This window comes from Brevibacillus sp. IT-7CA2 (assembly GCF_949767855.1).
Taxonomy (GTDB): Bacteria; Bacillota; Bacilli; order Brevibacillales; family Brevibacillaceae; genus Brevibacillus.
Window position 1 is genome coordinate 418,366 of record NZ_CATKQT010000022.1, and the last position, 26,529, is coordinate 444,894.

The 26,529-nt window shown below is 47.7% G+C and carries 28 protein-coding genes and 2 pseudogenes; 22 read left to right on the forward strand and 8 right to left on the reverse strand.

Translation table 11 applies throughout. The features are described 5' to 3' along the window. From ACM6JA_RS15080 to ACM6JA_RS15090, 3 genes are all read left to right on the forward strand, one after another. The gene (locus ACM6JA_RS15080; RefSeq protein WP_414852918.1) at positions 1-816 is read left to right on the forward strand and encodes a transglycosylase domain-containing protein; all 816 of its coding nucleotides are present in this window, start codon (positions 1-3) and stop codon (positions 814-816) included. Between the two features lie 157 nt (positions 817-973). Further along, positions 974-1,222 (forward strand): YuzF family protein, encoded by a 249-nt coding sequence (locus ACM6JA_RS15085; protein ID WP_414852919.1) that lies wholly within the window; start codon positions 974-976, stop codon positions 1,220-1,222. Between the two features lie 70 nt (positions 1,223-1,292). Continuing rightward, on the forward strand, positions 1,293-2,186 hold the full coding sequence (locus ACM6JA_RS15090) for a manganese catalase family protein (RefSeq protein ID WP_414852920.1): 894 nt from the start codon (positions 1,293-1,295) through the stop codon (positions 2,184-2,186). A gap of 93 nt (positions 2,187-2,279) precedes the next feature. Here the strand turns inward: ACM6JA_RS15090 and xerS are convergent, their stop codons facing one another. Next, complete coding sequence (gene xerS, locus ACM6JA_RS15095) at positions 2,280-3,392, reverse strand: tyrosine recombinase XerS (protein WP_007724823.1); 1,113 nt, start codon at positions 3,390-3,392, stop codon at positions 2,280-2,282. A gap of 145 nt (positions 3,393-3,537) precedes the next feature. Between xerS and ACM6JA_RS15100 the strand changes: the two genes are divergently transcribed. The 4 genes from ACM6JA_RS15100 (at position 3,538) to ACM6JA_RS15115 (ending at position 6,673) form a co-directional block, all read left to right on the forward strand. Continuing rightward, positions 3,538-3,915, forward strand: coding sequence for a (2Fe-2S) ferredoxin domain-containing protein (locus ACM6JA_RS15100; protein WP_026043057.1), 378 nt, complete (start codon positions 3,538-3,540; stop codon positions 3,913-3,915). A gap of 293 nt (positions 3,916-4,208) precedes the next feature. Continuing rightward, on the forward strand, positions 4,209-5,402 hold the full coding sequence (locus ACM6JA_RS15105) for a glycine C-acetyltransferase (RefSeq protein WP_173617823.1): 1,194 nt from the start codon (positions 4,209-4,211) through the stop codon (positions 5,400-5,402). Continuing rightward, a complete protein-coding gene (locus ACM6JA_RS15110; RefSeq protein ID WP_414852921.1) occupies positions 5,399-6,361 on the forward strand; it encodes an L-threonine 3-dehydrogenase in 963 nt (320 codons plus the stop codon). Before ACM6JA_RS15105 ends, ACM6JA_RS15110 begins: the two co-directional genes overlap by 4 nt. A gap of 153 nt (positions 6,362-6,514) precedes the next feature. Beyond that, the gene (locus ACM6JA_RS15115; RefSeq protein ID WP_414852922.1) at positions 6,515-6,673 is read left to right on the forward strand and encodes a hypothetical protein; all 159 of its coding nucleotides are present in this window, start codon (positions 6,515-6,517) and stop codon (positions 6,671-6,673) included. Positions 6,674-6,782: 109 nt separating this feature from the next. Here ACM6JA_RS15115 and ACM6JA_RS15120 read toward each other — a convergent pair whose 3' ends face one another. The 3 genes and pseudogenes from ACM6JA_RS15120 to ACM6JA_RS15130 all read right to left on the reverse strand — a co-directional run. Then, positions 6,783-7,337, reverse strand: a complete 555-nt coding sequence (locus tag ACM6JA_RS15120; RefSeq protein ID WP_414853133.1) for a spore coat protein — start codon at positions 7,335-7,337, stop codon at positions 6,783-6,785. A 243-nt stretch (positions 7,338-7,580) separates the two neighbouring features. Next, positions 7,581-7,625 (reverse strand): annotated as a pseudogene (locus ACM6JA_RS15125) (hypothetical protein); the annotation flags it as partial. 14 nt (positions 7,626-7,639) lie between these two features. Then, a pseudogene (locus ACM6JA_RS15130) lies at positions 7,640-7,867 on the reverse strand (hypothetical protein); the annotation flags it as partial. 595 nt (positions 7,868-8,462) lie between these two features. Between ACM6JA_RS15130 and ACM6JA_RS15135 the strand changes: the two are divergent. Both ACM6JA_RS15135 and ACM6JA_RS15140 read left to right on the forward strand, forming a co-directional pair. Continuing rightward, positions 8,463-8,618, forward strand: coding sequence for an ATP-binding cassette domain-containing protein (locus tag ACM6JA_RS15135; RefSeq protein WP_414852923.1), 156 nt, complete (start codon positions 8,463-8,465; stop codon positions 8,616-8,618). A gap of 247 nt (positions 8,619-8,865) precedes the next feature. Further along, positions 8,866-9,897, forward strand: coding sequence for a Cfr family 23S rRNA (adenine(2503)-C(8))-methyltransferase (locus ACM6JA_RS15140; RefSeq protein WP_414852924.1), 1,032 nt, complete (start codon positions 8,866-8,868; stop codon positions 9,895-9,897). Positions 9,898-10,152: 255 nt separating this feature from the next. Here ACM6JA_RS15140 and ACM6JA_RS15145 read toward each other — a convergent pair whose 3' ends face one another. Next, positions 10,153-11,754: a glycosyl hydrolase family 18 protein gene (locus tag ACM6JA_RS15145; RefSeq protein ID WP_414852925.1), complete on the reverse strand. Its 1,602-nt coding sequence runs from the start codon at positions 11,752-11,754 to the stop codon at positions 10,153-10,155. A 149-nt stretch (positions 11,755-11,903) separates the two neighbouring features. Between ACM6JA_RS15145 and ACM6JA_RS15150 the strand changes: the two genes are divergently transcribed. Next, complete coding sequence (locus ACM6JA_RS15150; RefSeq protein ID WP_414852926.1) at positions 11,904-12,881, forward strand: YpdA family putative bacillithiol disulfide reductase; 978 nt, start codon at positions 11,904-11,906, stop codon at positions 12,879-12,881. Between the two features lie 10 nt (positions 12,882-12,891). Here ACM6JA_RS15150 and ACM6JA_RS15155 read toward each other — a convergent pair whose 3' ends face one another. Then, positions 12,892-13,230, reverse strand: coding sequence for a histidine triad nucleotide-binding protein (locus ACM6JA_RS15155; protein WP_007727375.1), 339 nt, complete (start codon positions 13,228-13,230; stop codon positions 12,892-12,894). A 68-nt stretch (positions 13,231-13,298) separates the two neighbouring features. Beyond that, positions 13,299-14,588 carry an acyl-CoA thioesterase/bile acid-CoA:amino acid N-acyltransferase family protein gene (locus ACM6JA_RS15160; RefSeq protein WP_414852927.1) on the reverse strand — a complete coding sequence of 430 codons (1,290 nt, stop codon included), beginning with the start codon at positions 14,586-14,588 and terminating at the stop codon, positions 13,299-13,301. A gap of 155 nt (positions 14,589-14,743) precedes the next feature. Here ACM6JA_RS15160 and ACM6JA_RS15165 point away from each other — a divergent pair, with 155 nt between their 5' ends. Further along, positions 14,744-15,184 carry an Rrf2 family transcriptional regulator gene (locus ACM6JA_RS15165; protein ID WP_414852928.1) on the forward strand — a complete coding sequence of 147 codons (441 nt, stop codon included), beginning with the start codon at positions 14,744-14,746 and terminating at the stop codon, positions 15,182-15,184. 86 nt (positions 15,185-15,270) lie between these two features. Here ACM6JA_RS15165 and ACM6JA_RS15170 read toward each other — a convergent pair whose 3' ends face one another. Beyond that, positions 15,271-16,323, reverse strand: coding sequence for a bifunctional transcriptional activator/DNA repair enzyme AdaA (locus ACM6JA_RS15170; RefSeq protein WP_414852929.1), 1,053 nt, complete (start codon positions 16,321-16,323; stop codon positions 15,271-15,273). Between the two features lie 372 nt (positions 16,324-16,695). Between ACM6JA_RS15170 and ACM6JA_RS15175 the strand changes: the two genes are divergently transcribed. The 11 genes from ACM6JA_RS15175 to ACM6JA_RS15225 all read left to right on the forward strand — a co-directional run bounded on the left by ACM6JA_RS15175 (position 16,696) and on the right by ACM6JA_RS15225 (position 26,494). Then, positions 16,696-17,070 carry a response regulator gene (locus ACM6JA_RS15175; RefSeq protein ID WP_414852930.1) on the forward strand — a complete coding sequence of 125 codons (375 nt, stop codon included), beginning with the start codon at positions 16,696-16,698 and terminating at the stop codon, positions 17,068-17,070. Positions 17,071-17,208: 138 nt separating this feature from the next. Next, positions 17,209-18,570, forward strand: coding sequence for an ethanolamine ammonia-lyase subunit EutB (locus tag ACM6JA_RS15180; RefSeq protein ID WP_414853134.1), 1,362 nt, complete (start codon positions 17,209-17,211; stop codon positions 18,568-18,570). Between the two features lie 20 nt (positions 18,571-18,590). After that, positions 18,591-19,424, forward strand: a complete 834-nt coding sequence (eutC, locus tag ACM6JA_RS15185; protein ID WP_414852931.1) for an ethanolamine ammonia-lyase subunit EutC — start codon at positions 18,591-18,593, stop codon at positions 19,422-19,424. Between the two features lie 76 nt (positions 19,425-19,500). Continuing rightward, positions 19,501-19,710, forward strand: coding sequence for a hypothetical protein (locus ACM6JA_RS15190; protein WP_007727355.1), 210 nt, complete (start codon positions 19,501-19,503; stop codon positions 19,708-19,710). Positions 19,711-20,086: 376 nt separating this feature from the next. After that, complete coding sequence (locus tag ACM6JA_RS15195) at positions 20,087-21,016, forward strand: helix-turn-helix transcriptional regulator (RefSeq protein ID WP_414852932.1); 930 nt, start codon at positions 20,087-20,089, stop codon at positions 21,014-21,016. Positions 21,017-21,101: 85 nt separating this feature from the next. Then, on the forward strand, positions 21,102-21,593 hold the full coding sequence (locus ACM6JA_RS15200; protein WP_414852933.1) for a GyrI-like domain-containing protein: 492 nt from the start codon (positions 21,102-21,104) through the stop codon (positions 21,591-21,593). 126 nt (positions 21,594-21,719) lie between these two features. Further along, entirely contained in the window at positions 21,720-22,304 is a 585-nt protein-coding gene (locus ACM6JA_RS15205) for a TVP38/TMEM64 family protein (protein WP_414852934.1), read from the forward strand. 11 nt (positions 22,305-22,315) lie between these two features. Beyond that, a complete protein-coding gene (locus tag ACM6JA_RS15210) occupies positions 22,316-23,005 on the forward strand; it encodes a response regulator transcription factor (RefSeq protein WP_048032763.1) in 690 nt (229 codons plus the stop codon). 7 nt (positions 23,006-23,012) lie between these two features. Next, positions 23,013-24,365 carry a sensor histidine kinase gene (locus tag ACM6JA_RS15215; protein ID WP_414852935.1) on the forward strand — a complete coding sequence of 451 codons (1,353 nt, stop codon included), beginning with the start codon at positions 23,013-23,015 and terminating at the stop codon, positions 24,363-24,365. A 74-nt stretch (positions 24,366-24,439) separates the two neighbouring features. Continuing rightward, entirely contained in the window at positions 24,440-25,066 is a 627-nt protein-coding gene (locus ACM6JA_RS15220; RefSeq protein ID WP_111914513.1) for a LysE family translocator, read from the forward strand. A gap of 216 nt (positions 25,067-25,282) precedes the next feature. Beyond that, positions 25,283-26,494, forward strand: coding sequence for an MFS transporter (locus tag ACM6JA_RS15225; RefSeq protein ID WP_414852936.1), 1,212 nt, complete (start codon positions 25,283-25,285; stop codon positions 26,492-26,494). Positions 26,495-26,529: the final 35 nt, after the last annotated feature.

Genomic DNA, 26,529 nt, shown 5'->3' on the forward strand with positions numbered 1-26,529 from the left:
ATGAACCACCTTCCAATCCCATTAGGAAGAAACACCGACTTGTATGAAGCGGCGAGCATGCCTAAAAGCATCAAAAAACTCGGTGTTCGTTGGAAAAAACGACTGCGTATCAGTTTTCTCGTGATCATGATGGCAGCCATTCTGGCGCCGATCGTGCTTGCGTGGACGGGGAATATATGGATAGATGAAAAGAAACTGGCTGCTGTACAGCAATCCAGCAGCTATGCAAAGCTGGACGAAATGCCTGATCATGTGTGGAAGGCGTTCGTTGCGATAGAAGATCATCGGTTTATGCAGCATCCAGGAGTGGATCCGATTGGATTGAGCCGAGCGATCTGGGTGGATATCAAGGAAGGTGCCTACGTGCAAGGCGGAAGTACAATCACCATGCAGTTGGCGCGGAACCTGTTTCTGACGAACGACAAAACGATGACCAGAAAAGTGAAGGAAATCGCGATCGCTTTGCAATTGGAACAGCGATACAGCAAAAAAGAACTGCTCGAAATGTACCTCAACGTCATTTATTTCGGGCACGGAAAATACGGGATTGGCGAGGCTGTTCCCTTTTACTTCGGAAAAAAAGCAACAGAAACAGGGGATCGAGCGGTAACACTGGGAGAAGCGGCAATGCTGGCTTCTTTACCGAAAGGACCAGAGCGTTACTCACCGGTAAAGAACTGGGACCGAGCCAAAGAACGGCAAGCGGTTGTGCTGAATCGGATGAACGAATTGGAAGTGATCGATCAAAGCGAAAGTACATTGGCAAAGAACGAGCAGATATCCGTTGTTCCTACTGCCAAACGCGCAGCTAACTAATCGAATGTGGTAGAATCCCCTGTCTGGATGGCAGGGGATTTTTGCTATGGAACAGATCAAGCATGCAGAATGGTAAGGAACTTCCTGTGCACTCACCCATCCCAACCCTTGGGCATAAAATACAGGGAGGAACTACAGGAAGGAGTCCAAAAACGTCATGAGTTCGTATCCTTTTCAGACACAAGCACAACCAGCATCGAGTACCCCCTCTATGAATTCCTTCATTGACCCTTATTTGTACCAGACGTTGCAGAGTGTCATACGGCGTGAAGTTGCCATTCAAACAACCCAAGGAAATGTCCGTGGAAACGTTGTCGATGTGCTACCTGATCATGTGGTACTGCAGACGGGTGGTTCTACGTTTTTTGTACGCATACAACAGATCGTCTGGGTCATGCCGTTTTAAACTGGTATGAAACAACCCTTCGCCCACATAAAACAGTACAGGTAGGTGCAAAACGGGGGAGGGAAGCAGGGTGTTTACTCGTATCAACAGGTTGGCAATTGAGCTGCCAGAACCGGCTTACGGAGATGCCAACGCCGCTGCGGCCGTCCAGGAGCTATTGGGCGGTCGTTTTGGTGAGATGTCAACGCTAAACAATTATTTGTTCCAATCCTTCAACTTTCGCGGCAAGAGCAAACTGAAGCCGTTTTATGACTTAGTCGCCAGCATTACGGCGGAAGAAGTCGGGCATGTGGAGCTGGTCTCCAATGCAATCAATTTGTGCATGAAAGGCATTACGCGTCCGGGGGACCCTGATACAACTCCACTGAATAACGGATTGAATAAGCGCAATACGTACCATTTTATTGCGACCGCACAAACCGCGATACCAGGAGACTCCATGGGAAAATCATGGACAGGTGATTACGTATTTTCGAGCGGGAATCTGGTGCTTGATCTTTTGCACAACTTTTTTCTGGAATGTGGCGCACGTACTCACAAAATGAGGGTGTACGAAATGACGGACCATCCCACAGCTCGGGCCATGATCGGTTACTTGCTCGTTAGAGGGGGCGTCCATATCGTAGCGTACGCCAAAGCCTTGGAGATCGCTACGGGTGTGGATATGACGAAAATGCTGCCTGTTCCCAATCTGGATAACGCACAATTTGATGCGACTCATCCGTATATCGCGATGGGATTGAATCGCAAGCTGTTTACGTTCAGCTATCAGGACTATCAGGATATTGCCATGATTTGGCGCGGCCCGTTGCCTGATGGTGGAACAGCGGAAGTCATTCAAGGCGTCCCGGATGGCGGCCCTGTTCCGGACTTAGATGAACTGCCAGAAGAATTTGCGCCAGGTGTATCGCGGGAAGACTTTATGAAAATAGCGGAACGCTTGCAAAGGTCAGCGGGGATGTAGAGTGAAGGGGAAAATGATCGTAAAAAAGTGACCAGTCGGCAGTGGCACATGTGTGCTTGCAGATTTGGTCACTTGTTTTTGTTGACGTATTGCTTAAGTAGTTCGGTTCACAGCCTTGCCCAAAGCATCTTCTAGTACATGGGCATACTGCATGGTCGTTTCAATTTTGGAGTGCCCCAGTTGTGCTTGTAGCTGATGGGGGTCAGGATTCAAGCGGAGAAACTGTGTAGCAAAGCTGTGACGAAGCTTATGGACAGACAAATCGGGGATGCCAAATGCTTTGGCGTACTTTTTGACCAGCTTTTGGACAGACCGCACTTCAATGCGATGCCCATTCGGATTGGTAGGGGAAACTGCGAGAAAAACAGCGTCCTCTTGCGGTTCGGGATTGTATTTGTCACGTAGCTGCAAGTATTTGGCTAAGTACTCCTTGCCCCAGTCACTGAAAAAAGGAGCGTCCTCTTTCTTTCCTTTGCGGATCAATTTCAACTGGTTTTTTTCCATAATAATGTCGGATAGATCGAGACTAACGATCTCTGACACACGGAAGCCACCGGAGAGAATCATCGCGATCAAGGCCGTATCCCGGTCGCGGTTTTGCATGTGATACTGCTTCTTTTTTTCCGTATCACAATGGGCCAGATATCCGTTGTAGACAAAATCGACGAACTGATAGATTTCGTCGTCAATCAGGATTTTTGCCCGAATGGCGTGGGCGCGTGCGAGGGGAGTCAGCTCCGTGATCTCCAGCTCGATTTTGGCGAGTACATTCCGCGTCAAATACGATTCCCCATTCTCATCCTCAGCGAGGGCAGACAAGTAATGAAAAAGCGATTTCAGACTCGATATTTTTCTGCTGATGGTGCGGTCGCTATACTCTTTCTTCGCGCTTTTGGTAGGGTTCGAGAGCAAAACGGATCGCTCATATAGATGCGACTCCTGCAAGTATAAAATATAGCTTTCTACCGTTTCCTTCTTCAAGTCATTCAAATCGCTTAACGGAATGTCCTTCATATCCGTCGCGGTACTCAATCCTTCTGTCATCATCCAGCGAAAGAAAAAAGAGAAATCGCGGAGGTATCCAAGCAAGGTAGAGGGTGAATTCTTTTTTGCTTTTTTATGCTCAATAAACTTTTCGACATACCATGGGTAGGAGCCCACTGTTTGCAAAAGCTGCAAGGCATCGCGCTGTTTGGTAACGGACATGCTTTCACCACCAACTCTTTTTGTAAATCGTATACGAACATATATTCTATCAAAAACCAAACGTTCTGGGAATTGCAAATTGAACAAGAAACCGTCATGATGGGGAGAGTGGATGGATGTTGGACAAGAACGGAGAGGATTTGTAGTGGCAACATGGGACTTATCTCAGACAAAGCATCATGTGCTGATCTGTAATGGTGGAAGCTGTATGCGCAAGGGTGGCGAAGAGGTTACGGTAGCGATACGTGAAGCGATTACCAACGCAGGTTTGGATGACTATGTACATACAACCCGCACGCGTTGCAACGGGCGATGTGAGGACGCATGCGTGATGATCGTGTACCCCGAGGGAATCTGGTATGAAAACGTGACGCCAGAAGATGCACAGCTGTTGGTGGAAGAGCATTTTCAAAACGGCAGACCAGTAGAGGCCTTGATGACGCATCGCTTCGAAACGAACGGTTTTGTGCGTACGATAGACACCAAGCCTGGTATCTTAAAATCACAAAAGGCAAAAAAATGAGGAAAATGCCACGATCTGCTCACATGAAGCAAGAGAGTGGTTTTTTCATTTTCGGGAGTCTACGAATTAAAACAAAAGGAGAAAGTAGGAGAGATGACATTATCGAAAGGAAAATGATTGAAAGCGTTAACAATATGTCTTTGTGATGTGGACGTTTTAAGTAAATGGTGGTAAAATGTCTGTAGATTAAGTTGATTTTATGCGAATTTTATCAAATTGATGTGTCCATACAGCGTGAACAATTGTTTTTGTGGAACTTACTAATCGATGGCTGAATAATGGAGGGATTCTCGTTGGCGAGCAAAACACTTGAACATTTTTTACATGAAAATCTGGCAGATTTGAAGAGCAAGGGACTGTACAACGTCATTGACCCATTGCAAAGCGCGAACGGTCCTGTTATTACGATTGCAGGAAAAGAACTGATCAACCTCTCCTCCAATAACTATCTGGGCTTGGCTACTGATCAACGCCTTGTGGACGCTGCGATTGCAGCAGCAAGCAAATACGGCGTAGGGGCAGGGGCTGTTCGTACAATTAATGGTACCTTGGACTTGCATGTGAAGCTGGAAGAAAAGCTCGCTGCCTTCAAGCACACGGAAGCCGCTATTGCTTACCAATCTGGTTTTAATTGCAACATGGCTGCGATCTCCGCTGTCATGGACAAGGACGATGCGATTCTTTCTGACGAGTTGAACCACGCCTCCATTATTGATGGATGCCGCCTGTCTCGTGCACAAATTATCCGTGTGAATCACTCCGATATCGATGACTTGCGTGCAAAAGCGAAGGAAGCGAAAGAATCTGGCAAATATAAAAAGCTGATGGTCATTACTGACGGCGTATTTTCGATGGATGGCGATGTTGCCAAGCTGCCGGAAATCGTAGAGGTAGCCGAACAATATGACTTGATTACGTATGTAGACGATGCCCACGGCTCTGGTGTTCTCGGTAAAGGGGCAGGAACGGTTAAGCATTTTGGCCTGTCTGATAAAATCGACTTCCAAATCGGAACACTTTCCAAAGCAATTGGGGTAGTCGGCGGTTATGTAGCGGGACGCCAGGATCTGATCGACTGGCTCAAAGTACGCAGTAGACCGTTCCTGTTCTCGACTTCGCTGACTCCAGCGGATGTGGCTGCTTCCATTGCGGCTATCGATATTTTGATGAACAGCACCGAGCTGCACGACAAGCTGTGGGATAACGGACATTACCTCAAAAAAGGCTTGAAAGAACTCGGCTTCAATATCGGGGAGAGCGAAACGCCTATCACTCCTTGCATTATCGGAGACGAGCAGCAGACTCAAGAGTTCAGCAAGCGACTGTATGAAGAGGGCGTGTACGCGAAAGCGATCGTGTTCCCGACTGTACCAAAAGGAACCGGCCGTGTACGGAATATGCCAACAGCGGCACATAGCAAAGAAATGTTGGATCGTGCCCTTAGCATCTACGAAAAAGTTGGGAAAGAAATGGGGATCCTGAAATGAAAAAAATTCTGGTAACCGGGGCGTTAGGACAAATTGGTTCCGAACTCATCATGAAATTACGCGATATTTACGGAGCGGATCAAGTCATCGCCACAGATATCCGGAAAAACGAAGACGATCCTGTCGTGCAATCGGGTCCATTCGAAGTTCTTGATGTCACTGACGGGAACCGGATGTTTGAGCTGGCGAAGAAACATGGCGTGGATACCATTATGCATTTGGCTGCCCTGTTGTCTGCAACAGCTGAAGCAAAGCCTCTCTTGGCATGGAACCTGAACATGGGCGGGCTGGTAAACGCTCTGGAAGCAGCACGTGAGTTGAACTGCCAGTTCTTCACACCGAGCTCGATTGGTGCTTTTGGTCCAACTACACCGAAGGACAACACGCCGCAGGACACGATTCAACGCCCTACGACCATGTATGGTGTAAATAAAGTATCTGGTGAGTTGCTCTGCGACTACTATTATCAAAAATTTGGGGTAGATACGCGTGGCGTACGCTTCCCAGGTCTGATCTCGTATGTAGCGCCTCCAGGTGGTGGTACGACTGACTACGCAGTAGACATTTACTACAAGGCGATCCAGCATGGAGCGTATACGTCCTACATCGGCAAAGGCACGTACATGGATATGATGTATATGCCTGATGCGCTGAATGCGATTGTTTCCCTGATGGAAGCAGATGCTTCCAAGCTCATTCACCGCAATGCGTTCAACGTGACTGCGATGAGTTTTGAGCCAGAAGATGTAGCAGCAGCGATCCGTAAACATATTCCTGAGTTTACGCTCTCTTATGAAGTCGACCCTGTGCGTCAGGCGATTGCCGACAGCTGGCCGAACTCTATTGATGCTACGGCTGCCCTGCAAGAGTGGGGCTTCAAAGCAGAGTATGACCTGGACAAAATGACTGAGGACATGCTCGCAAAACTGCGGGGGAAGTTGCTCCAGCAAGTCGGATAAACGAAGAGTGAAAAAAGAAAACTGCCATTTCTTCTTGTACGTGATACGAGAGAGATGGCAGTTTTTTTGTTTGTCCAATCACATGCACTGTGCAAGACTTTTGAATGCCTTTCCCGTTCTATGGGCACATTACGAAAAGAGAGGGGGAAAACCATGGATTTACCAAAAAACTTGCAGGACAACCATTCGAAGCACGACGAAGAAGGACAAGTCATCCCAAATATACAAGACACTAAAGGCAGTAGTAATGAGGAACGACCAATAGAAAGCTGGGGCTGGTCAAATAATACAGAGACCGTTCGAGATCGCTGACACATGGTAACAAAAAAACCTTCCAGAATCGGGGAGGTTTTTCTCGTTCCCGGTTGCTATATGCTTCGCACAAATTGAAAACCGTCCAAACAAGGACGGTTTTTGTGGCTTACAGGAGCATTTGTTGTTGAGGCTGATAGGCGTTAATCATCGTGTTCATGGTGTGATCGGCGAGCTGCGGAGCTTGGTAGTAGCCTCTTGCATTCAAGTATTGCCAAGTTTCATACGCCATTTGCTGGCATGCATTCGCGCCATTTACATGATATTGTCGGATACCTGGGTCCACACACTCTGCAGCCCACAGCATTCCGATAGCGGAGCCCGCTTTATGCCAGTTCAACATCAAGGTAGCGATCGTCATATCAGACAAGCGGGTTGGATTCGGGTTGGGCGCAGCCATCTGTGGGTTATTTAGACCAACTGCAGTCGGTTGGGCTACCCGCAATTGAATAGGGGCTGGCGCTATGTTGAATCCTTTTCCTTGCAATAGGCTAATCCCTTGCTGGTATGCAGTCATGATCATTTGCTGATGCCGGTTAATGATGCTTGTTAATTGAGGGTCTTGCGCCATCTCGGCAAGTAATCCATGCATTTCTATTGCGGCGTGTTTGGAGCGGAGTGCTTCTTGTGTTTCCAAAAATTCATGGGCAGCAAATCGTTGCATAATGGCCTCCTGTAATCGAATTGGGTTACTGTCAACCTTTGATAGTGTTTGTATAGAATCAATGGATATTCTGGGTATAAATGGAGAAAGATTAGCCGGAGATATCAACCGGGCTTTAAAACATGTTTTCGTAGCCAGTGCGTGGTATTTCGATATTCTTGTGCCCAGCATTTCTATCGATTTTTCCGTCGTTTTTACCTTCCATGAATTGTCGCTGACTTGTTCGTGTGTAATGGCGAGTCCTTGATCTGTCAACGATTTATTTTTATAAAAGGATGGGTCGGACATTTTGCAAAGTGGTGCTAACTCACGTATTCAGCTGAGTACGAATTGAAGCCTGCATGTACCAAAAGCAACGTATTTGCATAGCCCACCAAACGATTAACGGTCTCATCTACCACTGCGTAGACTAGCGGATGCAGAGTAGGGTCATGAAGTTTTGGGTCATCGAAAATTACGGTGGTGTTGATGAACACATCCCGATTTCCGATCAAGTCGTAATGAATGAATACTTTCCCGCAAGCTCCTTTCCTCCGTTCCGAGAAAATAATGTTTTAGACTCGCAGGTTCATTACGATAACGGGCAATTATGAGCAATTATGTTACGATTTTTAATTGCATGAATGGGTTATAACGCCCTATTCTCCCGCAAACCTGTTCAGTTATTGGCTAGGCAGTTAGATTTATTGGGGTGTCATTTTAGTATGTTGCAATGTATAAGGGGGTATGTTAAGATCGTTCTGACACTTAAAACGATTGGAGTTGAAGAGGATAATGTAATGTTTTTTGCCACTTTTTGAAGAATAAAGCAAAGTTTGTTTTGTTCTTCATTGGCAAGAAAGTTACCTTATTCTTTTCACTCAAAAAATATACCGTTTCATTCCCTGAACCGGGGTGGATTTGCCGTATTTTTTTGAGCTACAAGGAAGGTAACTTTCTTGTAGCTCTTTTTTATTTTGACAAAGGAGATTACCAACATGTCATTGATCAAGGTAACGAACCTAACGTTTGCCTATGACGGCAGTTACGACAACATCTTTGAGAATGTAAGCTTTCAAATCCGAGCGTTTCTCACGTTTCGATTCATTACAGCGAGAAGAAGGCTGCTGCGACGTCGGCTTTACTGTGGAGCAAGGGGACCGCATTGCGCACTCCGGTCTGAACGGTTCAGGCAAATCCAGCTTGCTCAAACTGATTTACGGCGAGGAAATTTCTTATTGTGGCCCGTTTCGAAGAGGGAGCCAATTTCGCGACAAAGATTGTGGAACTAAAAAGAGATAAACCATTTCTAGGAGGATGAAAGCGATGGAGATTGAGGTTGTAGATGATTGTGTGAACCGATTCCTGTTAGGTGAAGCGGTTCACAAAAAAACAAATCGGTTGCCGGAGGTTTACCAATCTATCGATAGGTGCACGTAGCGACCCGTCTGCAAACGTATGCGCTTTTTCTGTATAGTTGGTTAACGACGTGTCAAAGTACCAACTGACGGTTGCTTTTTTACGTTTTCTCCGGCGGTAAGGAGAAGACATGAGACTATCCTCGAAATATGAAACGATTCGGCGAATATTGTCCGACTTCAAGCAGCCCGAGTATCGGTATGCTCAGATTATGGACGCGATTTTCAAGCAAAACATCGGCGAATACGGACGGATGACCATACTGCCCAAATTTTTGCGCGATGAGTTGACCCGGATACTTGGACCGAACGTTTGCAGCATCGTTCCGGTAAAGGAATTCACGTCGAAACAGGTCAGCAAGGTGCTGTTTGCCATTGCGGGCGACGAACGCGTGGAGGCCGTACGACTTACTTATGAGCGGGGGTGGAAATCGTATTGTATTTCCACACAGTGCGGCTGCGGATTCGGGTGCAGGTTTTGCGCCACCGGTACCATTGGCTTGAAACGAAATCTGACCGCCGACGAAATTACCGACCAATTGCTGCACTTTCGCTTGAACGGCCACGCCTTGGACAGCGTCTCATTCATGGGCATGGGGGAGGCGCTTGCCAACCCGCATATATTTGATGCAATGACGATTCTGACCGACCCGCATCTCTTTGGTTTAGGACATCGACGAATTACGATTTCCACCATCGGCCTGTTGCCGGGGATTGACAAGCTGACACGGGAGTTTCCACAGGTCAATCTAACCTTCTCGCTGCATTCGCCGTTTGATGATCAGAGAAGCGAGCTGATGCCGATCAACGACCGATTCCCAGTCCGCGACGTGCTGAATGAATTGGATCGTCATATCCGGCATACCGGGAGAAAGGTGTATATTGCGTATATTCTTCTTCGAGGAGTCAACGATTCGACGGCGCATGCGGAAGCGGTTGCCGAGTTGTTAAAGGGAAGGGGACCTGGCGAACATCTCTATCACGTTAACCTGATTCCATTCAATTCGACCGAAGTTACGCCAGACAGCTATCAGCAATCTGATCCTAATCGGATTAAAGCGTTTGTTCGGATCTTGAAGTCAAAGGGTATCAGCATTACGGTTCGAACTCAATTCGGATCGGACATTAACGCGGCATGCGGTCAGCTATACCGCTCCAAATAATCGATGTCGGAAACTCAATTTATTGCGACGGACGCTGCGGATCTACGACTGTCTAGAACTTTATTTTCAACGAGCAACTGTGCCATGTTGAATAGGTGGGTAGCGTTTCAATATACGGAACTTTTTGCTCTTGGCGCCCAAACATCCTGGTGGCGCAGGCTCATCCGGGACTTATTGAGAATTGCCTAACACAACGTAAAAAGAAGCGCCTCTGCCACGGCTATAGCCGGACGAGGGCGCTTCTTTTCATGATTCTTACAGTTTTTCACGTGCATGTTTAAGGGTTATCGAATTGGCAATGGCTGTCCACATATCAGTTGATTCAGAGCCAACGTACCAGTACGCCAGTCCACCTATTTGCCATTGCAGACTAGCCTGAGCTTTCAGCCCAATCGAACGGCTTTCTTCCAGCCAAATCGTGTGCGTGACGCCTTGCTTTTGATACGTCGAACGGTATTGTCCAACTTTATCGTCCCAGACTGTTTTTGCTCTGTATTGCGAGAGCAACTGGTAAGACTGAGGGATGCTGATATCTGTCGATTTCAATGACCCACTCGATTGGTACCAGTCGCGTGTGTAAAGAGGCATTCCGGCGATCAGCTTTTGGGTCGGAACCTCGTCAAGCAGGTCGGTAATGACTTTCGTAAACCATGGCAAAGATGCCACGGAGCCTGCTTTTGACCCGCCTACCCAATGCTCTTCATAGGCCATTACTACCAAATAATCCGCATGCTTTGCTAATTTAGCAAAATCAAAAGGATCGCTCCAATCTGAATCACCATCAGGCGGAATATCTACTGACAGGACAGCACCTTTTGCGTGAAGAGCAGTCGCGAGCTCCTGTATAAACAAGGTGAAGTTGTTGCGATCCGCAGGGGAGAACCCTTCAAAATCGATGTTAATCCCATCTAGCTGGTACTTATCAATGAACGAAGAAAGCTTTTGCACGGCTGCTTTTCGTTTATTGGGATCGGACAGCATGGTGTGGGTAGCATCGGGATCGAATTTATTCCCGAATAGCGGCCACACTTGCTTGCCATTCGCATGTGCCCAATGGACAAGTGAAGTATCCGTAGAGTCGCTGATCGTTCCGTCTTTTTGCAGGAAGTACCAGCGCGGCGACAGCGTGTTGACTCCACTTTTCTTGACTTGTGCAATGAACTCCTCTGTCGTGGATTGGTATTGCCATCCGAGAGAGACCAGAGGCTTTGCTGTAACGTTTTGCTTCTTCAGATTCTCCTGAATTCGATGCAAAATAACAGCCGTTTCTTCTTTCGATAGTGCTTGAGTCGGGCGGAAGTAGCCATTGTAGCCAACCAACCATTTTTTCTGCATGGCGTGGCTGACGGAGGCACGTGCCCAGCTCGAAATCGCATTGGCATCCTTCACGGGCAACTGGTAAGAAGACGAAATGCTCTGTTCCAGTGCGCGTACGAGAAACGCAGCGGCCTCTTCGCGTGAGATCGTCCGCTTCGGAGCAAAAGTAGTAGGACCGATGCCATTCGCGATGTTAAGTCCAGCAGCAGCTTGTACGTACCCGTATGCCCAAGAGTTTTTCGGGACATCCGAATAGGCTGCGACGTTGCTGACCACCGGTTTAATACCGAGCGTTCTTGTGAGCATCGCGACAAACTCAGCACGCGTCACCGGGCGAGTTGGGTGAAAATACCCGTTTTCATCCCCAGCGATGACACCTGCCGCTTGTAGCGAACGGATTTGCTCTTTCGCATAGCTGTTTGCGATATCTTTTAAATTTTTCGTCGATGCTGTAGATGCAGGGACTCCTATGGCAAAAGAGAGACCGTACACCAAAAAAGCAAAGGAGACTAACCAGATATGTATGTTTTGTTTTTTCATCATACATCCAGTATAAGGAGAGAGAACCATTCTTTCATTGGTCAGATATTGGTAGAAACCTTGCAGGCGTGCCCGAACTCTTTTTCTGGGAATGCGGTATGATATGATGGAGGAATAAGAATAGAGAGAATGAAGCGAGGCGGAGAGAAATGGAAGACGTACTGATTGTAGGCGGTGGGCCTTGTGGACTGGCAGCGGCAATTGCCTGCAAGCGAGCTGGACTTGATCCCATCATTATTGAAAAAGGGTCACTTGTCCATTCGATTTATCGCTACCCGACCTATATGATTTTTCATAGCACACCTGATTTACTGGAGATCGGGGGCGTCCCTTTTGCAACGGCGAACGACAAGCCGACCAGACAGGAGGCACTCAATTACTATCGACTGGTAGCAGCGCGAGAAAAATTGCGCGTGAACGTATATGAAACGGTGACGGAAGCGAAGAAGACGCCAACTGGCTTTCAAGTCATGACAACGGACCGATTCGCCAATAAACATACGTACGAAGCGAAAAACATGGTGATTGCCACAGGTTACTTTGATAATCCGAATCGACTGCATGTACCGGGCGAGGAGTTGCCGAAGGTTTCATCCTTCTATAAGGAAGCACATCCTTATACAGGGCTAAAAGTAGCGGTAATAGGGGGAAACAACTCTGCCGTAGACGCGGCGATGGAACTGGAGCGGGCTGGAGCAGAAGTAACGGTGATTTGCCGCCGAACAGAGCTATCTGACAAGGTCAAGGCATGGACAAGGCCTGTTTTTGAGAGCCTGATCAAAAAAGGACGCATCCACATGCTTTTCGGTGCAACAGTCGAGAGCATTGAGGAGCGTTCCATCAGGGTGAATACAGGGGAGGAGGTCATTACGCTTGCCAATGACCATGTGTTTTCTTTGATTGGATACCGTCCGGATCGTACATTCCTTCATTCGTTAGGGGTTATGATTGAAGAGGAAACGGGAATCCCTGCGCATCATCCTGAGACGATGGCGACGAACATTCCAGGTCTCTATATAGCAGGAGTTATTGCGGCGGGCCATCACGCAAACGCCATTTTTATTGAAAATGGAAGGTTTCACGGTGAAGGTATCGCCCGCCACATTGCCACTCAAAGGGAGCAGTAGCTGCTAGTGATTAGAACTGCCACTCCAATTGTCTGCCTCCGATGAGGTGGTAGTGCAGATGGAAGACGGTTTGTTGTCCGTGTTTGCCAATGTTGGTCACGATACGGAAGCCATCCTCGTTCACGCCCATTGTCTCTGCTACTTTTTGCAGTGACAGATGAAGGTGCCCGATCAGCTCCTTGTCCTCAGGCTCGATAGCCAGAACGGATTGAATATGCTTTTTTGGAATCATCAGGACGTGTACAGGGGCAACAGGGTTAATGTCGTGAAAAGCCAATACATGCTCGTCCTCATATACTTTTTTAGACGGAATGTCTCCGTTTACAATTTTGCAAAATAGGCAGTCCATGGCTATACATCCTTTCTAAAATGATAGATAAAGCCTACTTCGTCATGCGAGTAGGCTTTCCCTGTTTTTTACTCTGGAAAAGTCTGTTCCAAAAACTGAAGAACCTCACGCCAAGAGTGCTCGGAAGCGTAGGCGTTATTTTTGGGCGTACCACCATTGAGCTGTGTGCGGGTAGTCGGTATGTATGGAAAACGGATCCCATGTCCTGTATCCGCGTAACGCAAATGTACCACTGAATGAGCAAACTGATAATCCTTCAACCGCTGTACCATTTGCTCGCAATGCTCTGCTGCTGGCCACCAGTGATCGTCATCCGAGGAGAGGAAGAGGATCGGGCCATTGATATTTTCCACCGGTATTTCGGCATCTTCTAACCACTCACAAGCAGCCCAGGCTTCGGCATGGATGTGATCAATCCGTTGACCTGCGTCGAGCCGCTCCTGTGAGACTTTTGTCTGCTCCTCCGTCCATGGCACGAAAGGAAGTGGCTCTCCTTGAAACGACCAAGAGGATTGCGGGGAGAACGTGTCTGAACCAGCAAATGCCTTATCCGTCCCGATAGTAACAGTAGAGCTGGGACTCGAAGCAATGACAGCATGAACGTGTTGATCGATCGATGCTGTGACTAATGCCAATTCTGCTCCTTTGGAACGTCCGAATAACGTAATTTTATCAGGATGTACGGAGGGCTGCTGCTGTAACCAATGAATGGCGCGTTGAACATATTCGATCGGGATCTGGCGAATATCGTCAGGAAGATCGTTGCATTGGAAGTAAGCGAGTGCTAGAGCCGGATAGCCGTGAGAGGCGAACAAAGCAGCGAATTGTGAGCAGGAACCAATTCCGCCTTCGCTTCCACCTAGTACGACAATGGCGGGTCTTTGCTCTGTGTGGGGTTTTGAAAAATACAGACCGACTAGACCTTGGTCTGTCACTTTCTGTATCGATACGTCTCGGGAGACAAAAATACGTTTCACGACTGCTTTCGCTACGGGCTTATCGTAGACTTCTGCCGTTAATTCTATCTCGGTGGAGCGTGGGGTGAACTGAAAGTCGTCCAGAGAATAAGCATGATAAAAACGCATGGTCTGTACATTCATAGACCAGAACAGCCCCATCGGATCAATTCCTTCATAAGTACCAAACAAGGGGGCTTGAGAAACCAAATCCACTGAGCCATTTACGTCCGCTTGAAAGATGGCATGTGATGATGCAGTCAAATCTCCTCCAGGCAACCCATTTTTTAGAGTGGCATGAAGGGTGATTAATTGATTCGGGACAAACCCGCTGAGAGTAATATGGACGGGAACATCTATCAAGGCTGTAGCAGGCGTAACTTCAATTTGTGGAAGCATCATTTTTGTCAACACTCCTTCCAGATTACGGGAACACTTGACACAGTCATTATAGTAGAATGAATAAAAGTTCGACGTGACGAAATGTGACGGTATGGTTAACTTGACTTCTCGCATGAGGTGTAACTATAATCATTACAACGAAAGGGTGACAACGTATGAAAATCAGCAGCCGTTTCTCCATTGCGGTCCACATCTTATCACTGCTCTCCATTGATTCTAATTCGCATTGCACTTCCGAATGGATCGCAGGTAGTGTGAATACGAATCCGGTTGTGATCCGACGTGTGCTGGGGCTGTTGAAGAAGGCTGGGCTCGTGAAGGTACGTGCCGGAGCTGGCGGCGCTTCTCTCGCCAAGGAACTGGATCAAATCACGCTTCTAGAGATTTACCGTGCAGTCGATGTGGTGGAAGAAGGGCAACTTTTTCACATCCATGAGCAACCGAATCCCGATTGTCCAGTGGGAGCGAATATACAGTTTGTGCTGGAGTTGATTTTGACTCGTGCGCAGCATGCCATGGAGGAGATTCTGGGCGGAGTGAAAATGTCCGAGCTCGTAGATAACCTACGCCAAAAAATAACCGAAAAAGCGCAGTAAGAACAAAAATGCCCTTGCGTAAGCGAGGGCATTTTTTCGAGGAAGGAGTGCCCGCATCCATTTTCCAGATATTTCACGAATCAGAGTCATGGGGCGGGTGTTTCCTTTTCATGATGAAGCAGCCAGCGTTTGCGTGAAAGTCCTCCTCCGTACCCACCCAAATCACCATTGGAGTTGATGACACGGTGACAAGGAATGACAATCGCTAACTGATTCGCACCATTTGCTTGAGCGACAGCACGAAAGGAGCTTGGTTTCCCAATAGCTGCTGCAACATCGGAATAGGATGAAGTTTGACCGGGGGGGATCGTTTGTAAATGCTCCCAGACCATTCTTTGAAAAGGCGATCCGCACAAAAACAGAGGCGTTGCAAATTCTGTTAACTTTCCGTCAAAATACTCCTCTAACTCACGTTCAATTGAACGGATTGGCGCTGTGGAACCAGGGATAATCGCTGACTTCGTTCTTTGTCTAAGACGTTCAACTTCTCGTTCCAAGCCGCGGCGATCAATGAATTCAAGTAGATATAGCGCTTCTTCATCTGCGATAGCTATCATGGGACCGAGTCGCGTATCCAGCCACGATGCCTTTAAGACATGATGATCTCCAAGAAGAGTAGGGGCTGCCCCCATAATTCGTGAAAATGCGTCTCGAAAACCACTGCTGGACTCGTACCCGGTGGATAGTTGGGCATCGATGATTGCTTTTCCTTCTCTGATTTCTTTTAGCGCAATCCCCATCCGTCGCGCCCTTGCATATTCGACGAACGTCATGCCAAAACGCTTTTTGAATTGGCGTCGCGCTGTTGCAGCGTCCACGGATAATCTTTGAAAGTCTTTTTCCGTCCAGCGCTGCTCCGGGTTTTCTTCTACAGCATTTACTAGCAGACGCACAAGTTCTGAAACATGATTGGGATGTGAAAGCGGACGGCAGCGCTGGCAGGGCCGGAATGAGGCCAGAAGTGCTTGTTTGGCATGGTCAAAAAACTCACAATTAACAAACTTAGGCTTTCTTGCTGGACATGTCGGGCGACAGAATACGCCGGTTGTCCTGACTCCAACAAAAAAGACACCTTCGTATTCCGAATTTTTATCCAGTAACGCCTGATAATACTCGGACTTCATCTCGGCCGTTATCATTCGTTTCCCCCTCCATTTTTATGTTTTCATTTTATCGCTCACCAAAAATGGCTGCAGCCGAAAATCGTACATTGATTTTTTTCGGAGGTGTCATCGCTCATGGCATGATGATCATGGGATTTATTGGTCAGGCGATCGGTACGTGGAAGTGTCAAGCGGTAGCAGTGAATGAAACAGGAGAGATAAAAGTCACATCCACCTAATAAAAATACAGGTAAGGGTCTTGGACTGGATTTAAGCTGGAATTAGCCTGAAAATATAGATATAATAAACGTATTCAGAAATATGCGATAAACCGACAACGGCGTCGGTTGCGTATGGAAATGATAAGTAGTTGGCACGTCCGTTCACTGGTGATCGGGAGGTGGAGTATTGCGTCTGCATTATCGAGTCATCATCATAGACGACGACCCCATAACGCGTATGGACCTGGTCGAGATGTTGCAAGAGCAGGGATATAATGTCGTAGCTGAAGGAAAAAACGGCAAAGAGGCCGTTCGATTGACGCAAATGTGGAACCCGCATCTCATTATTATGGATGTTAAAATGCCAATTATGGACGGTTTGACAGCGACTGGGATTATCCGAGAGCATTCGGACGCGGCTATCCTTCTCTTGACTGCTTACAGTCAAAAGGACATGGTCATGCAAGCCAAAGCGAAAGGGATATGTGCCTATCTGGTCAAACCCGTCATGGAAGAAGAACTGCTACCGGCAGTGGAGTTCGTGCTTACGGGCAAACAATGAACGCAAAAAAGTGAATCGTATGAAGAGCAACGGCGCTTGGACCAAGGCGAGCATTTCGTCTTATGTTTCGAAGCGCTTTTTTACGTTCCATGAGATAGAGTTTACGGAAAGTTGAAAAGAAAGTGAGTGAAGCTAGAGATGAAATTGGCTTGCGTTGTACGTAAACAGCATTACCAGTTTACTTCCGTACGTGATGTATTGGCTAAAGCGAGTGAAGAAAAGTCTGGCGATTACATGAGTAAACTAGCAGCCAATTCCGCACTGGAGCGGATGGCGGCCAAAGTCGTATTAAGCGAAATGCAACTTCGTGATATATATGAAAATCCAGTCATTCCGTACGAAAAAGACGAAGTGACACGGATCATTTATGATGATATCAATCTCTCCATTTACGATGAGATTAAAAATTGGACAGTAGGGGAGCTACGGGAGTACATCTTGTCGTTTTCCACAGGAATGCCTGAGTTGACACGAATTAGCCGTGGGCTGACCAGCGAGATGATTTCCGCTACGGCCAAGCTGATGTCCAGCATTGACCTAGTCATGGCTTCACAAAAAATGAAGCATCAAGCCTACTGCAACACACTGATTGGCGAGCCGGGAAGACTGGCGTTCCGTTGCCAGCCGAATCACCCCATCGATGATCCCGATGGTATTTTGGCTTCGATGAAGGAAGGCTTGTCATATGGATCAGGCGACGCTGTCATTGGAATTAACCCCAATAACGACTCCGTTGAAAGCGTTACCAAGCTCTTGAAAATGACACATGATTTCATGCGAAAGTGGGAAATCCCTACGCAAAACTGCGTACTGGCCCATATCACGACACAAATGCAGGCTCTTCGTGGCGGAGCGCCCATTTCCCTGATGTTCCAAAGTCTGGCAGGCTCACAACGAGCGAATGATGCGTTTGGCGTGAACAAGGAGATTTTGGATGAGGCAATGGATTTGATGCTTCGAAAAGGCACAGCGTCGGGACCAAACGTCATGTATTTTGAGACAGGGCAAGGCTCCGAAGTGTCGCTGGACTCTCATGAAGGCGTCGATATGCAGACGCTGGAAGCGCGTACGTACGGTTTTTGCCGTCACTGGAAGCCGTTCATGGTCAATAACGTCTCTGGGTTTATCGGACCAGAAACCCTTTATGATGGCAGACAGATGATTCGTGCCGATCTGGAGGACTTGTTCATGGGCAAACTGCATGGTTTGCCGATGGGAATCGCTCCGACTTATACGAATCACATGTATGCGGATCAGAATGACCAGGAAATTGCAGGGATGTTGACGACTTTGGCAGGGGCGAATTTTTATATGGGCGTACCAGGTGGGGACGACGTCATGCTCAGTTACCAAGACACGAGCTACCACGATGACGCCAGCTACCGCGAGCTCTTGGGACTGCGACCTCTCCGGGAATTCGAGAAATGGTTGGAAAAAATGGGCATTATGGAAAATGGTCGTTTGACAGAGCGTGCAGGCGATTTAACCATTTTTGACTAACGAGTGGGGAGGGAAGCAAGATGAAACAGATCAATATGGACGATTTGGTCCAGCGCGTAATGGATGAGCTGTCCAAAATAGGGCAGGGCGTGATTGATTTTCCTGAGCAAAAGCAATGCGGGGTAAAGAACCCCAACAATCCAGAAGCATTGGAGCAAGCGATGAAGCGAACGCCGGCTCGTATCGGAATCGGTCGGGCGGGTACCCGAATGAAGACGGGTAGCTATCTGCAATTTCGCATAGATCAGGCAGCGGCTCGCGATGCGGTCATGAAAACAATCAGTCCGGAACTGATCGAGAGCTTGCAGCTTCCTGTTCTCCATTCAAGAGCGACGAGCATGGAGGAGTATTTAATGAACCTCGACTCGGGCCGGATGTTATCGGATGAATCCGCCCGTTGGCTGGAGCAGAATGGAGATAAAGGAAAAGACGTTCAAATCGTCATCTCGGACGGACTCAGCACCTCGGCGTGTGAGGCGACGATTCCAGACTTGCTGCCTGCGTTAATCCAAGGTCTTTCCATGAGAAACATCAGTGTAGGAAAGCCAGTGTTCATTAACAAAGGTCGCGTCTGGATTCAAGATCAGGTCGCGTCCATCGTAAAATGCAAGGTCGTCATTTCCTTGATCGGGGAAAGACCTGGGCTGGCAACGGCAGAAAGTCTCAGTGCTTACATGATTTACAAACCGGATGCGAATACGGTAGAATCAGATCGTACGGTTATTTCTAATATTCATAAGGGTGGCACGCTACCGATTGAGGCAGGTGCGTACCTTGCAGAGCTTTTGGAGGAAATTTTGAAGTTCCAGGCGAGCGGTGTAAAATTATCACAGCTTCGGGCGAATAACGGGTAGATTCCCACTGGCGCTTCCTCCTGTCTTGCACTAGAATACATAGAAGATAACCAATTTCTATGAGGAGTTGCTACGCATGACGGAGCCAAACCAAAACGAAAAAGAAACCACTGAGCAAAAGCCTGGGAAGATCAGCCTGCAAGAGGCGATGAAGCGCAAAATGGCGGAGAAAAAACAAGCGCAAGCGCAAGCCAATAATCCGTTGAATCAAAAGGCGCAAAATCAGAGCATGAAAAGCCAGCTCACCAAAAAACCAAACAATCAACGCAGACGTATGGGCGTATAGTTTCGAATGAGCAAGGCAAAAAGGGAATGTGCAGCAAGTTTAGGCTGCAGATTCCTTTTTTGTATGATCATTTATGCGGATGATCTCTTAAGTTTTAAAATGTATCGATAAACCAACAAAGCTGGTGAGAAGAAAAAGCATAGGGCTCGTAGACCTTGACAACTCCTACCCAGTCGTAACTTCAAAAAGGGGACCCGCTTGTCGAACACTTCTTCCTTGAGAAACTTCCGCCCATAGGGTGGCTTTGGCTCGACGGTCCCCTTTTTGAAGTGGAGACGGACAGTCAATCCCCCCTTGCGGGCGTGTCAGAGTCGAAGAGAACTGTGCTTTTTCTTCTCCACCACTATGTTGACTCAAAAGAAAAGTGAGGGCGATCATGAAGGTAGAACGGCTACTCGCTATTGTTATCATGCTGTTGAATAAGCGCCGTGTGAGCGCTCGTGAACTATCCGACCACTTCGAAGTATCCTTGCGTACGGTCTATCGGGATTTGGAAACGATTAACGCAGCCGGAATTCCGATCGTAGCGTACCCTGGGGCAAGCGGCGGATACGAGATCATGGAGAATTTTACGATCGATCGGCAATACTTATCCTTGGACGAGCTGGTAGCGGTTATTGCTGCGCTAAAAGGGGTTCATTCCTCCACAGACGATAAGCAAATCGGACAGCTTCTGGAAAAAATAAAAGCGTTGCTCACTACTGCACCATCCTCTCTGCAAGGAAGTGCACATCCCGTTGTTTACGACTTTAATCCGTGGGGCAGTACACCGGCAATCGCCGAAAAAGTAAACAAGCTGCGGGAAGCCATCGAGAAAAGACTTCGTGTGCGGATCACCTATACGAAAATACAAGGCGATGCGACAGAGCGCACCATTGAGCCTGTAACACTGATTATCAAAGGCTATGTGTGGTACGTGTATGGCTATTGTTTACAGCGCCAGGAGGATCGTCTGTTTCGCTTGTCACGGATTGCAGACATGTCTATGCTGACAGAGGAATTTTCGCCTCGCCCGTATCATGTAGATAAACTGGAATGGCTCGAAGAATGGGATACAGCAGAGCGCATTTCTCTTGTCCTCGAATTTGCGCCGCGTGTACATGTAAGGGTACGGGATATGTTTGCGCCAGAAGCAATAGAGACCATGCAGGATGGCTCGTTACTGGTACGAACGAAGATGACAAACGATGAATGGTTAACTGGTATGCTGCTTAGCTTTGGCGATGCCTTGTGTGTACACGAGCCTGCGCATGTGAGGCAGAGAATTGGGGATACGGTAAAAAGAATGGCGAAACTTTATGAATAAACGTTGGAACGTTGACAGATAGTTGTCAGGGTATGGTCGTTATACTAAGTCATGTAAACAAACTCTTACAGGAGCGTGGTTAATGATGAACCCAACGATTGTCAAACTCGATGAAATGCGTGTAGCAGGCTTGCAAATTCGGACAACCAATGAGGCGGAATGCGGACCGAATGCGAAAATTGGGGAACTGTGGCAGCGCTATTATCAAGAAGAGCGTCCCTTCAAAACTCCCCATCAAAAAGAGCCGGGTGTTGTTCTGGGTGTGTATTCCGATTACGACAGTGACGAGACAGGCGAGTACTCCTTGTTAGTAGGAACCGTTGTAGAAAAGAACGGTGAGCTTCCTGCTGAACTCACGGTCAAGACTCTGCCAGCTTCTACCTATGCCGTATTTACGACTCGCGTAGGCCCGATGGTAGAGGTTGTGATGGAAGCATGGGCGAAGGTGTGGGAGTGGTCCCATCAACCGGGGAACAAGCGGACTTTTACCGGAGATTTCGAGCGATATGACGGAGTGCGCTGCGCTGATCCCAACAACGCGCAAGTGGATTTATACATCGCGATTTCAGAAGAATAATGATGCAGCAAATCATACAAGCAGTCGTAGTCGATCAGGCTACGGCTGTTTTGCTTTTTTCCATGATTTCTTCACAAGTTTCGTTTACTCTAGAGAGAGAGTGGCAGAGGGGAGTCATACAGACGGATGGATTGGATAACGAATATAGAAGCCCTGGCAGAGTGGATTCGCTCTTTGGGAATGCTGGGGATTATCGGTAGTATTTTATTGAACATCGTAATCAGTGTGGCAGGTGTATTGCCGTCCATTTTTTTATCGGGTGCGAATGCGGTCGTGTTTGGCTTGTACGGAGGGTTCTTGATTTCTTTGACGGGAGAGGTGGTTGGTGCTTGCATTGCCTTCTTCCTTTACCGCTACACGATCCATAAAGCAGATCGGCGCGAAAAGCTGAAATCGTTCAAATGGGTACATGCCATCAATGGAACGACGAGTTTTCGCAAATGTCTTGCCATCGTTTTACTCCGGTTGAATCCGATGATGCCTTCCGGTGTGATTAATTTAGGGGCGGCTTTGACGAATATCACCTTTGTGCAATTTTTAGTAGCGACCTTGATTGGAAAAGTGCCGTCGATGGTTTTTGAAACATTCGTCGGTCATGATCTGATTACTTTTAGTGAAAACAAGTTTCGCTTGCTCTTTGCCTTGCTGGCAGGTGCTCTCGTCTTTTTACTTTTCTGGAAAAAAGGAAAGGATCAAACACAAGAGGAGTAGGGAGGATTCACATGTCTACCATTTTGCTAGTCGATGATGAGCCGCAAATCTTAGAAATATTGTCCTCCTATCTGCAAAAGGAAGGCTATCATGTTCTGACCGCCCAAACAGGCAAGGAAGCGGTGGAAATGGCCACGACAATTTCATTGACCTGTATCATTTTGGACCTGATGCTACCTGATCTGAGCGGGGAAGAAGTCTGCGTCCAAATTCGCAAAGAGTCTCGTGTCCCGATTTTGATGCTAACGGCGAAAAGTGGAGAGGCGGATCGGATTCGTGGGCTCACGATTGGCGCTGATGATTATTTGATCAAGCCCTTTAGCCCGAGAGAACTCGTAGCACGTGTTCGAGCCGTCATGCGTCGTGCGGGCGATTATTCAACACTCTCCGATTTCATCGAGGTGGGAGACTTGACCATATCGATGAATGAGAAGAGAGTCACGAAAAATGGAGTCGCTTTGGAGGTTACGCCAAATGAATATCGCTTGCTCACAACGCTTGTCCGTTACCCGGGGAGAACGTGGGGCAGGGAGGAGCTCGTGCGTGAGGTCATGGGCTTTGATTTCGAAGGATACGACCGAACCATAGATACGCATATCAAAAATCTTCGCCAAAAGATAGAGGCAGACCCGAAGCAACCGGAGTATATCAAGACGGTGTATGGATTGGGCTATCGCTTTGACGATCCCATGAAGAAGTGAGGCCACGATGAAGCATATTTGGGTAAAGCTCGCCTTTGTGATCATGACTGTCGGTGCATGCGCTGTTCTTTTTTCCTCGTTGTTGTCCGTAAAGGAAATGGATGTTCATTTTTCCATGTATGCCAATGAAGTGAGAAATCAGCATAACCAAGAAATATCGCGTGTCGCACTCCAGGCGTATCAGGACAATCAAGGCTGGGGAGCGGAAGCCGATCATAAGCTTGAAGCAGTTTCCGAGGTCTTGGGATTGCATATCACACTCCTCGATCAACAGCAACAAGTGAAAAACGAGTGGGGTAAGCGGCCAGTCCATACGAGCAATTACAGTGTAGACAAGATTCCCCTTGTCAGTAAGGGGGTCATGATCGGGCAATTGGTGATTAGTCACGATGACCGGAGTGCGTATATGACCTTGGAAAGTCATTTCCAATGGGCGCATAAAAACACGACCTTGTGGACGATGGCTGTGCTGCTCTTCCTGGTCATTATCATCAGCATACCGCTCGCCCGGACCATGGTGCGTCCAGTCGTACAAGTGAGCACCGCAGCGCAACGAGTCGCACGGGGTAATCTGTCCATACGCGTACCGGAGCCTCGTGGCAAGGATGAAGTTACGTCATTGGTCACTGCTTTTAACAACCTGGTCCAAGGTCTTGAGCATCAGGAGGAGCTGCGCAAGCGACTGACCTCCGATATTGCCCATGAATTGCGGACACCGCTGAACACCTTGCTGGCGCAAGTAGAGGGAATGATCGACGGCATATGGGAAGCAACTCCCAAAAATCTCGAAAGCACAAGGTCAGAGGTACTGCGTTTGAGTCGTCTCGTTCGCGATTTAGATCAGGTGATTCAGGTGGAGTCGGGTTCCTTGCAAATGCGCAGTGAAGAGGTGGAACTGCGTGAGGTTGTCAAAGAAGTCACAGAGTCAATGAGTGCTACGTTTGCCCGTGCGCAAGTGAATTTTCACTTCAAAGGAGATCACGCTGCCTGGATCATAGGGGACAGGCAGAGACTGGCGCAAATCGTGGCCAATCTGTTGACGAATGCCTGCAAGCATACACCAGCCGGAGGAGAAGTCGTAGTCACGGTAGACAAACCGAGTACGATGATCCGTTTGCAAGTGAAGGACAGCGGCACGGGCATCGATCAAAAGGACCTCCCGTACGTCTTTGAGCGTTTTTATCGGGGAGATCGCTCGCGAGCAAGGGAACGTGGCGGAGCAGGATTAGGGTTGACGATTGTAAAAGGGATTGTGGAGGCACACAAGGGAATCATCTCGTTGGATAGCAGAGTAGGGGAGGGAACGACCATCACGATTTTGTTTCCGCCACAAGCTCATGAAGGCGAAAAGAAAGCCTAAACCATATCGTTCTCGCTGCACATCGTTTATGATATTAAGAGAATTTGAATATTCGATACAAAGAGGGAGAGCACATGTTTGATTGGACTACCATGGGAGCATTTTTGGCTGTTGTGATCGGCCTCTTTTTAATTCCGGGACCCGCTGTCCTGTTAACTGCGACGCGTACCGTACAGGGAGGCCGTAAAGCTGGGATTATGGCAGGGCTGGGCATTGCTACAGGCGACTTCATTCATACGATTTTTGCTGCGGTCGGCTTATCCGCGATTTTGATGACATCTGCATGGGCATTCAATCTCGTAAAATTTGTGGGAGCCGCTTACTTGGTCTATTTAGGGGTTCGGGCCATGCTTGAAAAACCGGTTGACCCAGAGCTGCCAAAAGTAACACCGTTGCCACCGCTGCAATCGTATGGGCAAGCCATCCTCGCAGAAGTTCTGAATCCGAAGACGGCGTTGTTCTTTCTGGCGTTTCTGCCGCAATTCGTACATCCGGAGCGTGGGGGAGCCATCTTCCAATTCCTTGTCTTAGGACTGATTTTCGCCATTCTGGGGTTCTTTTACACCGCGTTGATTGCGATCAGTATCAGACCATTGGGGCATCTGGTGAAACGAATTTCCTGGCTGGGCCGCTGGAGTGGCAAGATCGTAGGTTCTGTTTACATTTTATTAGGATTAAAAGTAGCACTGCAAGAGAGATAAGGTAATGAGTCGGGGAGACAGTCTTCCCGGCTTTTTTTATTGCTTGGTTTCTGATGTAAGGTACTTTTTAGTGCCTATGATACTTGAAAGTACGTACTTCCTATCAAGTGAGGCATGAGACATAATAGCATTCAGAACCAACATATTCGCCAATCATGATAAGTAAGGGCCCTGCTTTGTGAATGGCAAGAAAAATAAAGGGAGGATACAACTCAGATGAGCACGATTACATCCAAAGTGAAGCAGCAAGCAACTGGTGCGAAAAACTCCACTCTTGCTTTACTTGCTCTCGCAATCAGCGCATTTGGTATCGGGACTACTGAATTTGTTATCGTCGGTTTGTTGTCTACAGTCGCACAGGATTTGAAAGTAACCATCACCTTGGCAGGACTTCTTATTTCTGGATATGCATTAGGGGTAGCTATTGGAGCACCGATCATTACAGCACTTACAAGTCGAATTCCTCGCAAAATGCTACTCATGCTTTTGATGATTGTCTTTGTTGTCGGAAACAGTGCGGCAGCCTTGTCGAGTAGTTTTACACTTTTAATCATTGCCCGTTTCTTTACTGCGTTTTCTCATGGGGTATTTTTCTCCATCGGTTCGACGATTGCAGCCGATCTGGTGCCAGAAAACAAGCGTGCCAGCGCGATTGCGACTATGTTTACGGGCCTGACTGTTGCAACCGTTACAGGCGTACCTTTGGGAACGTTTATTGGACAAATGTTTGGTTGGAGAGCGACTTTTTGGGGAGTTGCCATTCTTGGAGTGATTGCACTTATTTCGACAGCGATTCTGGTACCAAGCAATTTGAAAAAAGCCAAGCCTGCTTCCATTAAAGACCAAGTGAAAATAATCACAAATTTGCCACTGTTGCTTGTCTTTGCGATTACGGCACTTGGCTACGGCGGTACCTTCGTAACCTTTACGTTCTTAGGTCCGATTCTGGAAGAAATCACAGGTTATAAGGCAAGTGCCGTCAGTCTGATTCTTCTCGTCTATGGGATTGCGGTAGCGATTGGAAATACGGTCGGAGGAAAAGCGGCTGACAAGAATCCGTTAAAAGCGCTGCGCTGGATGTTTATCATTCAGGCGATCATTCTGATCCTCTTGACATTTACTGCTCCTTTCAAATGGGTGGGAACCCTCACGATTATGCTGATGGGACTCTTGGCTTTTATGAACGTACCGGGCTTACAGGTATATGTCGTGCAGTTGGCTGAAAAATACGTGCCAAGTGCTGTTGATGTAGCTTCTGCCATTAACATTGCGGCATTTAATCTCGGCATTGCGATTGGAGCCTTCGTGGGAGGAATCATCGTCGATACCATTGGACTGATTCATACACCATGGGTCGGCGGAGTGATGGTGTTAGGTGCAGCATTACTCACGGTGATCAGCAGCAAGCTGGAAAAAGCTCGTCATTAATCGTACAAAGACGGCGGATGGATGAAAGCGTGTGT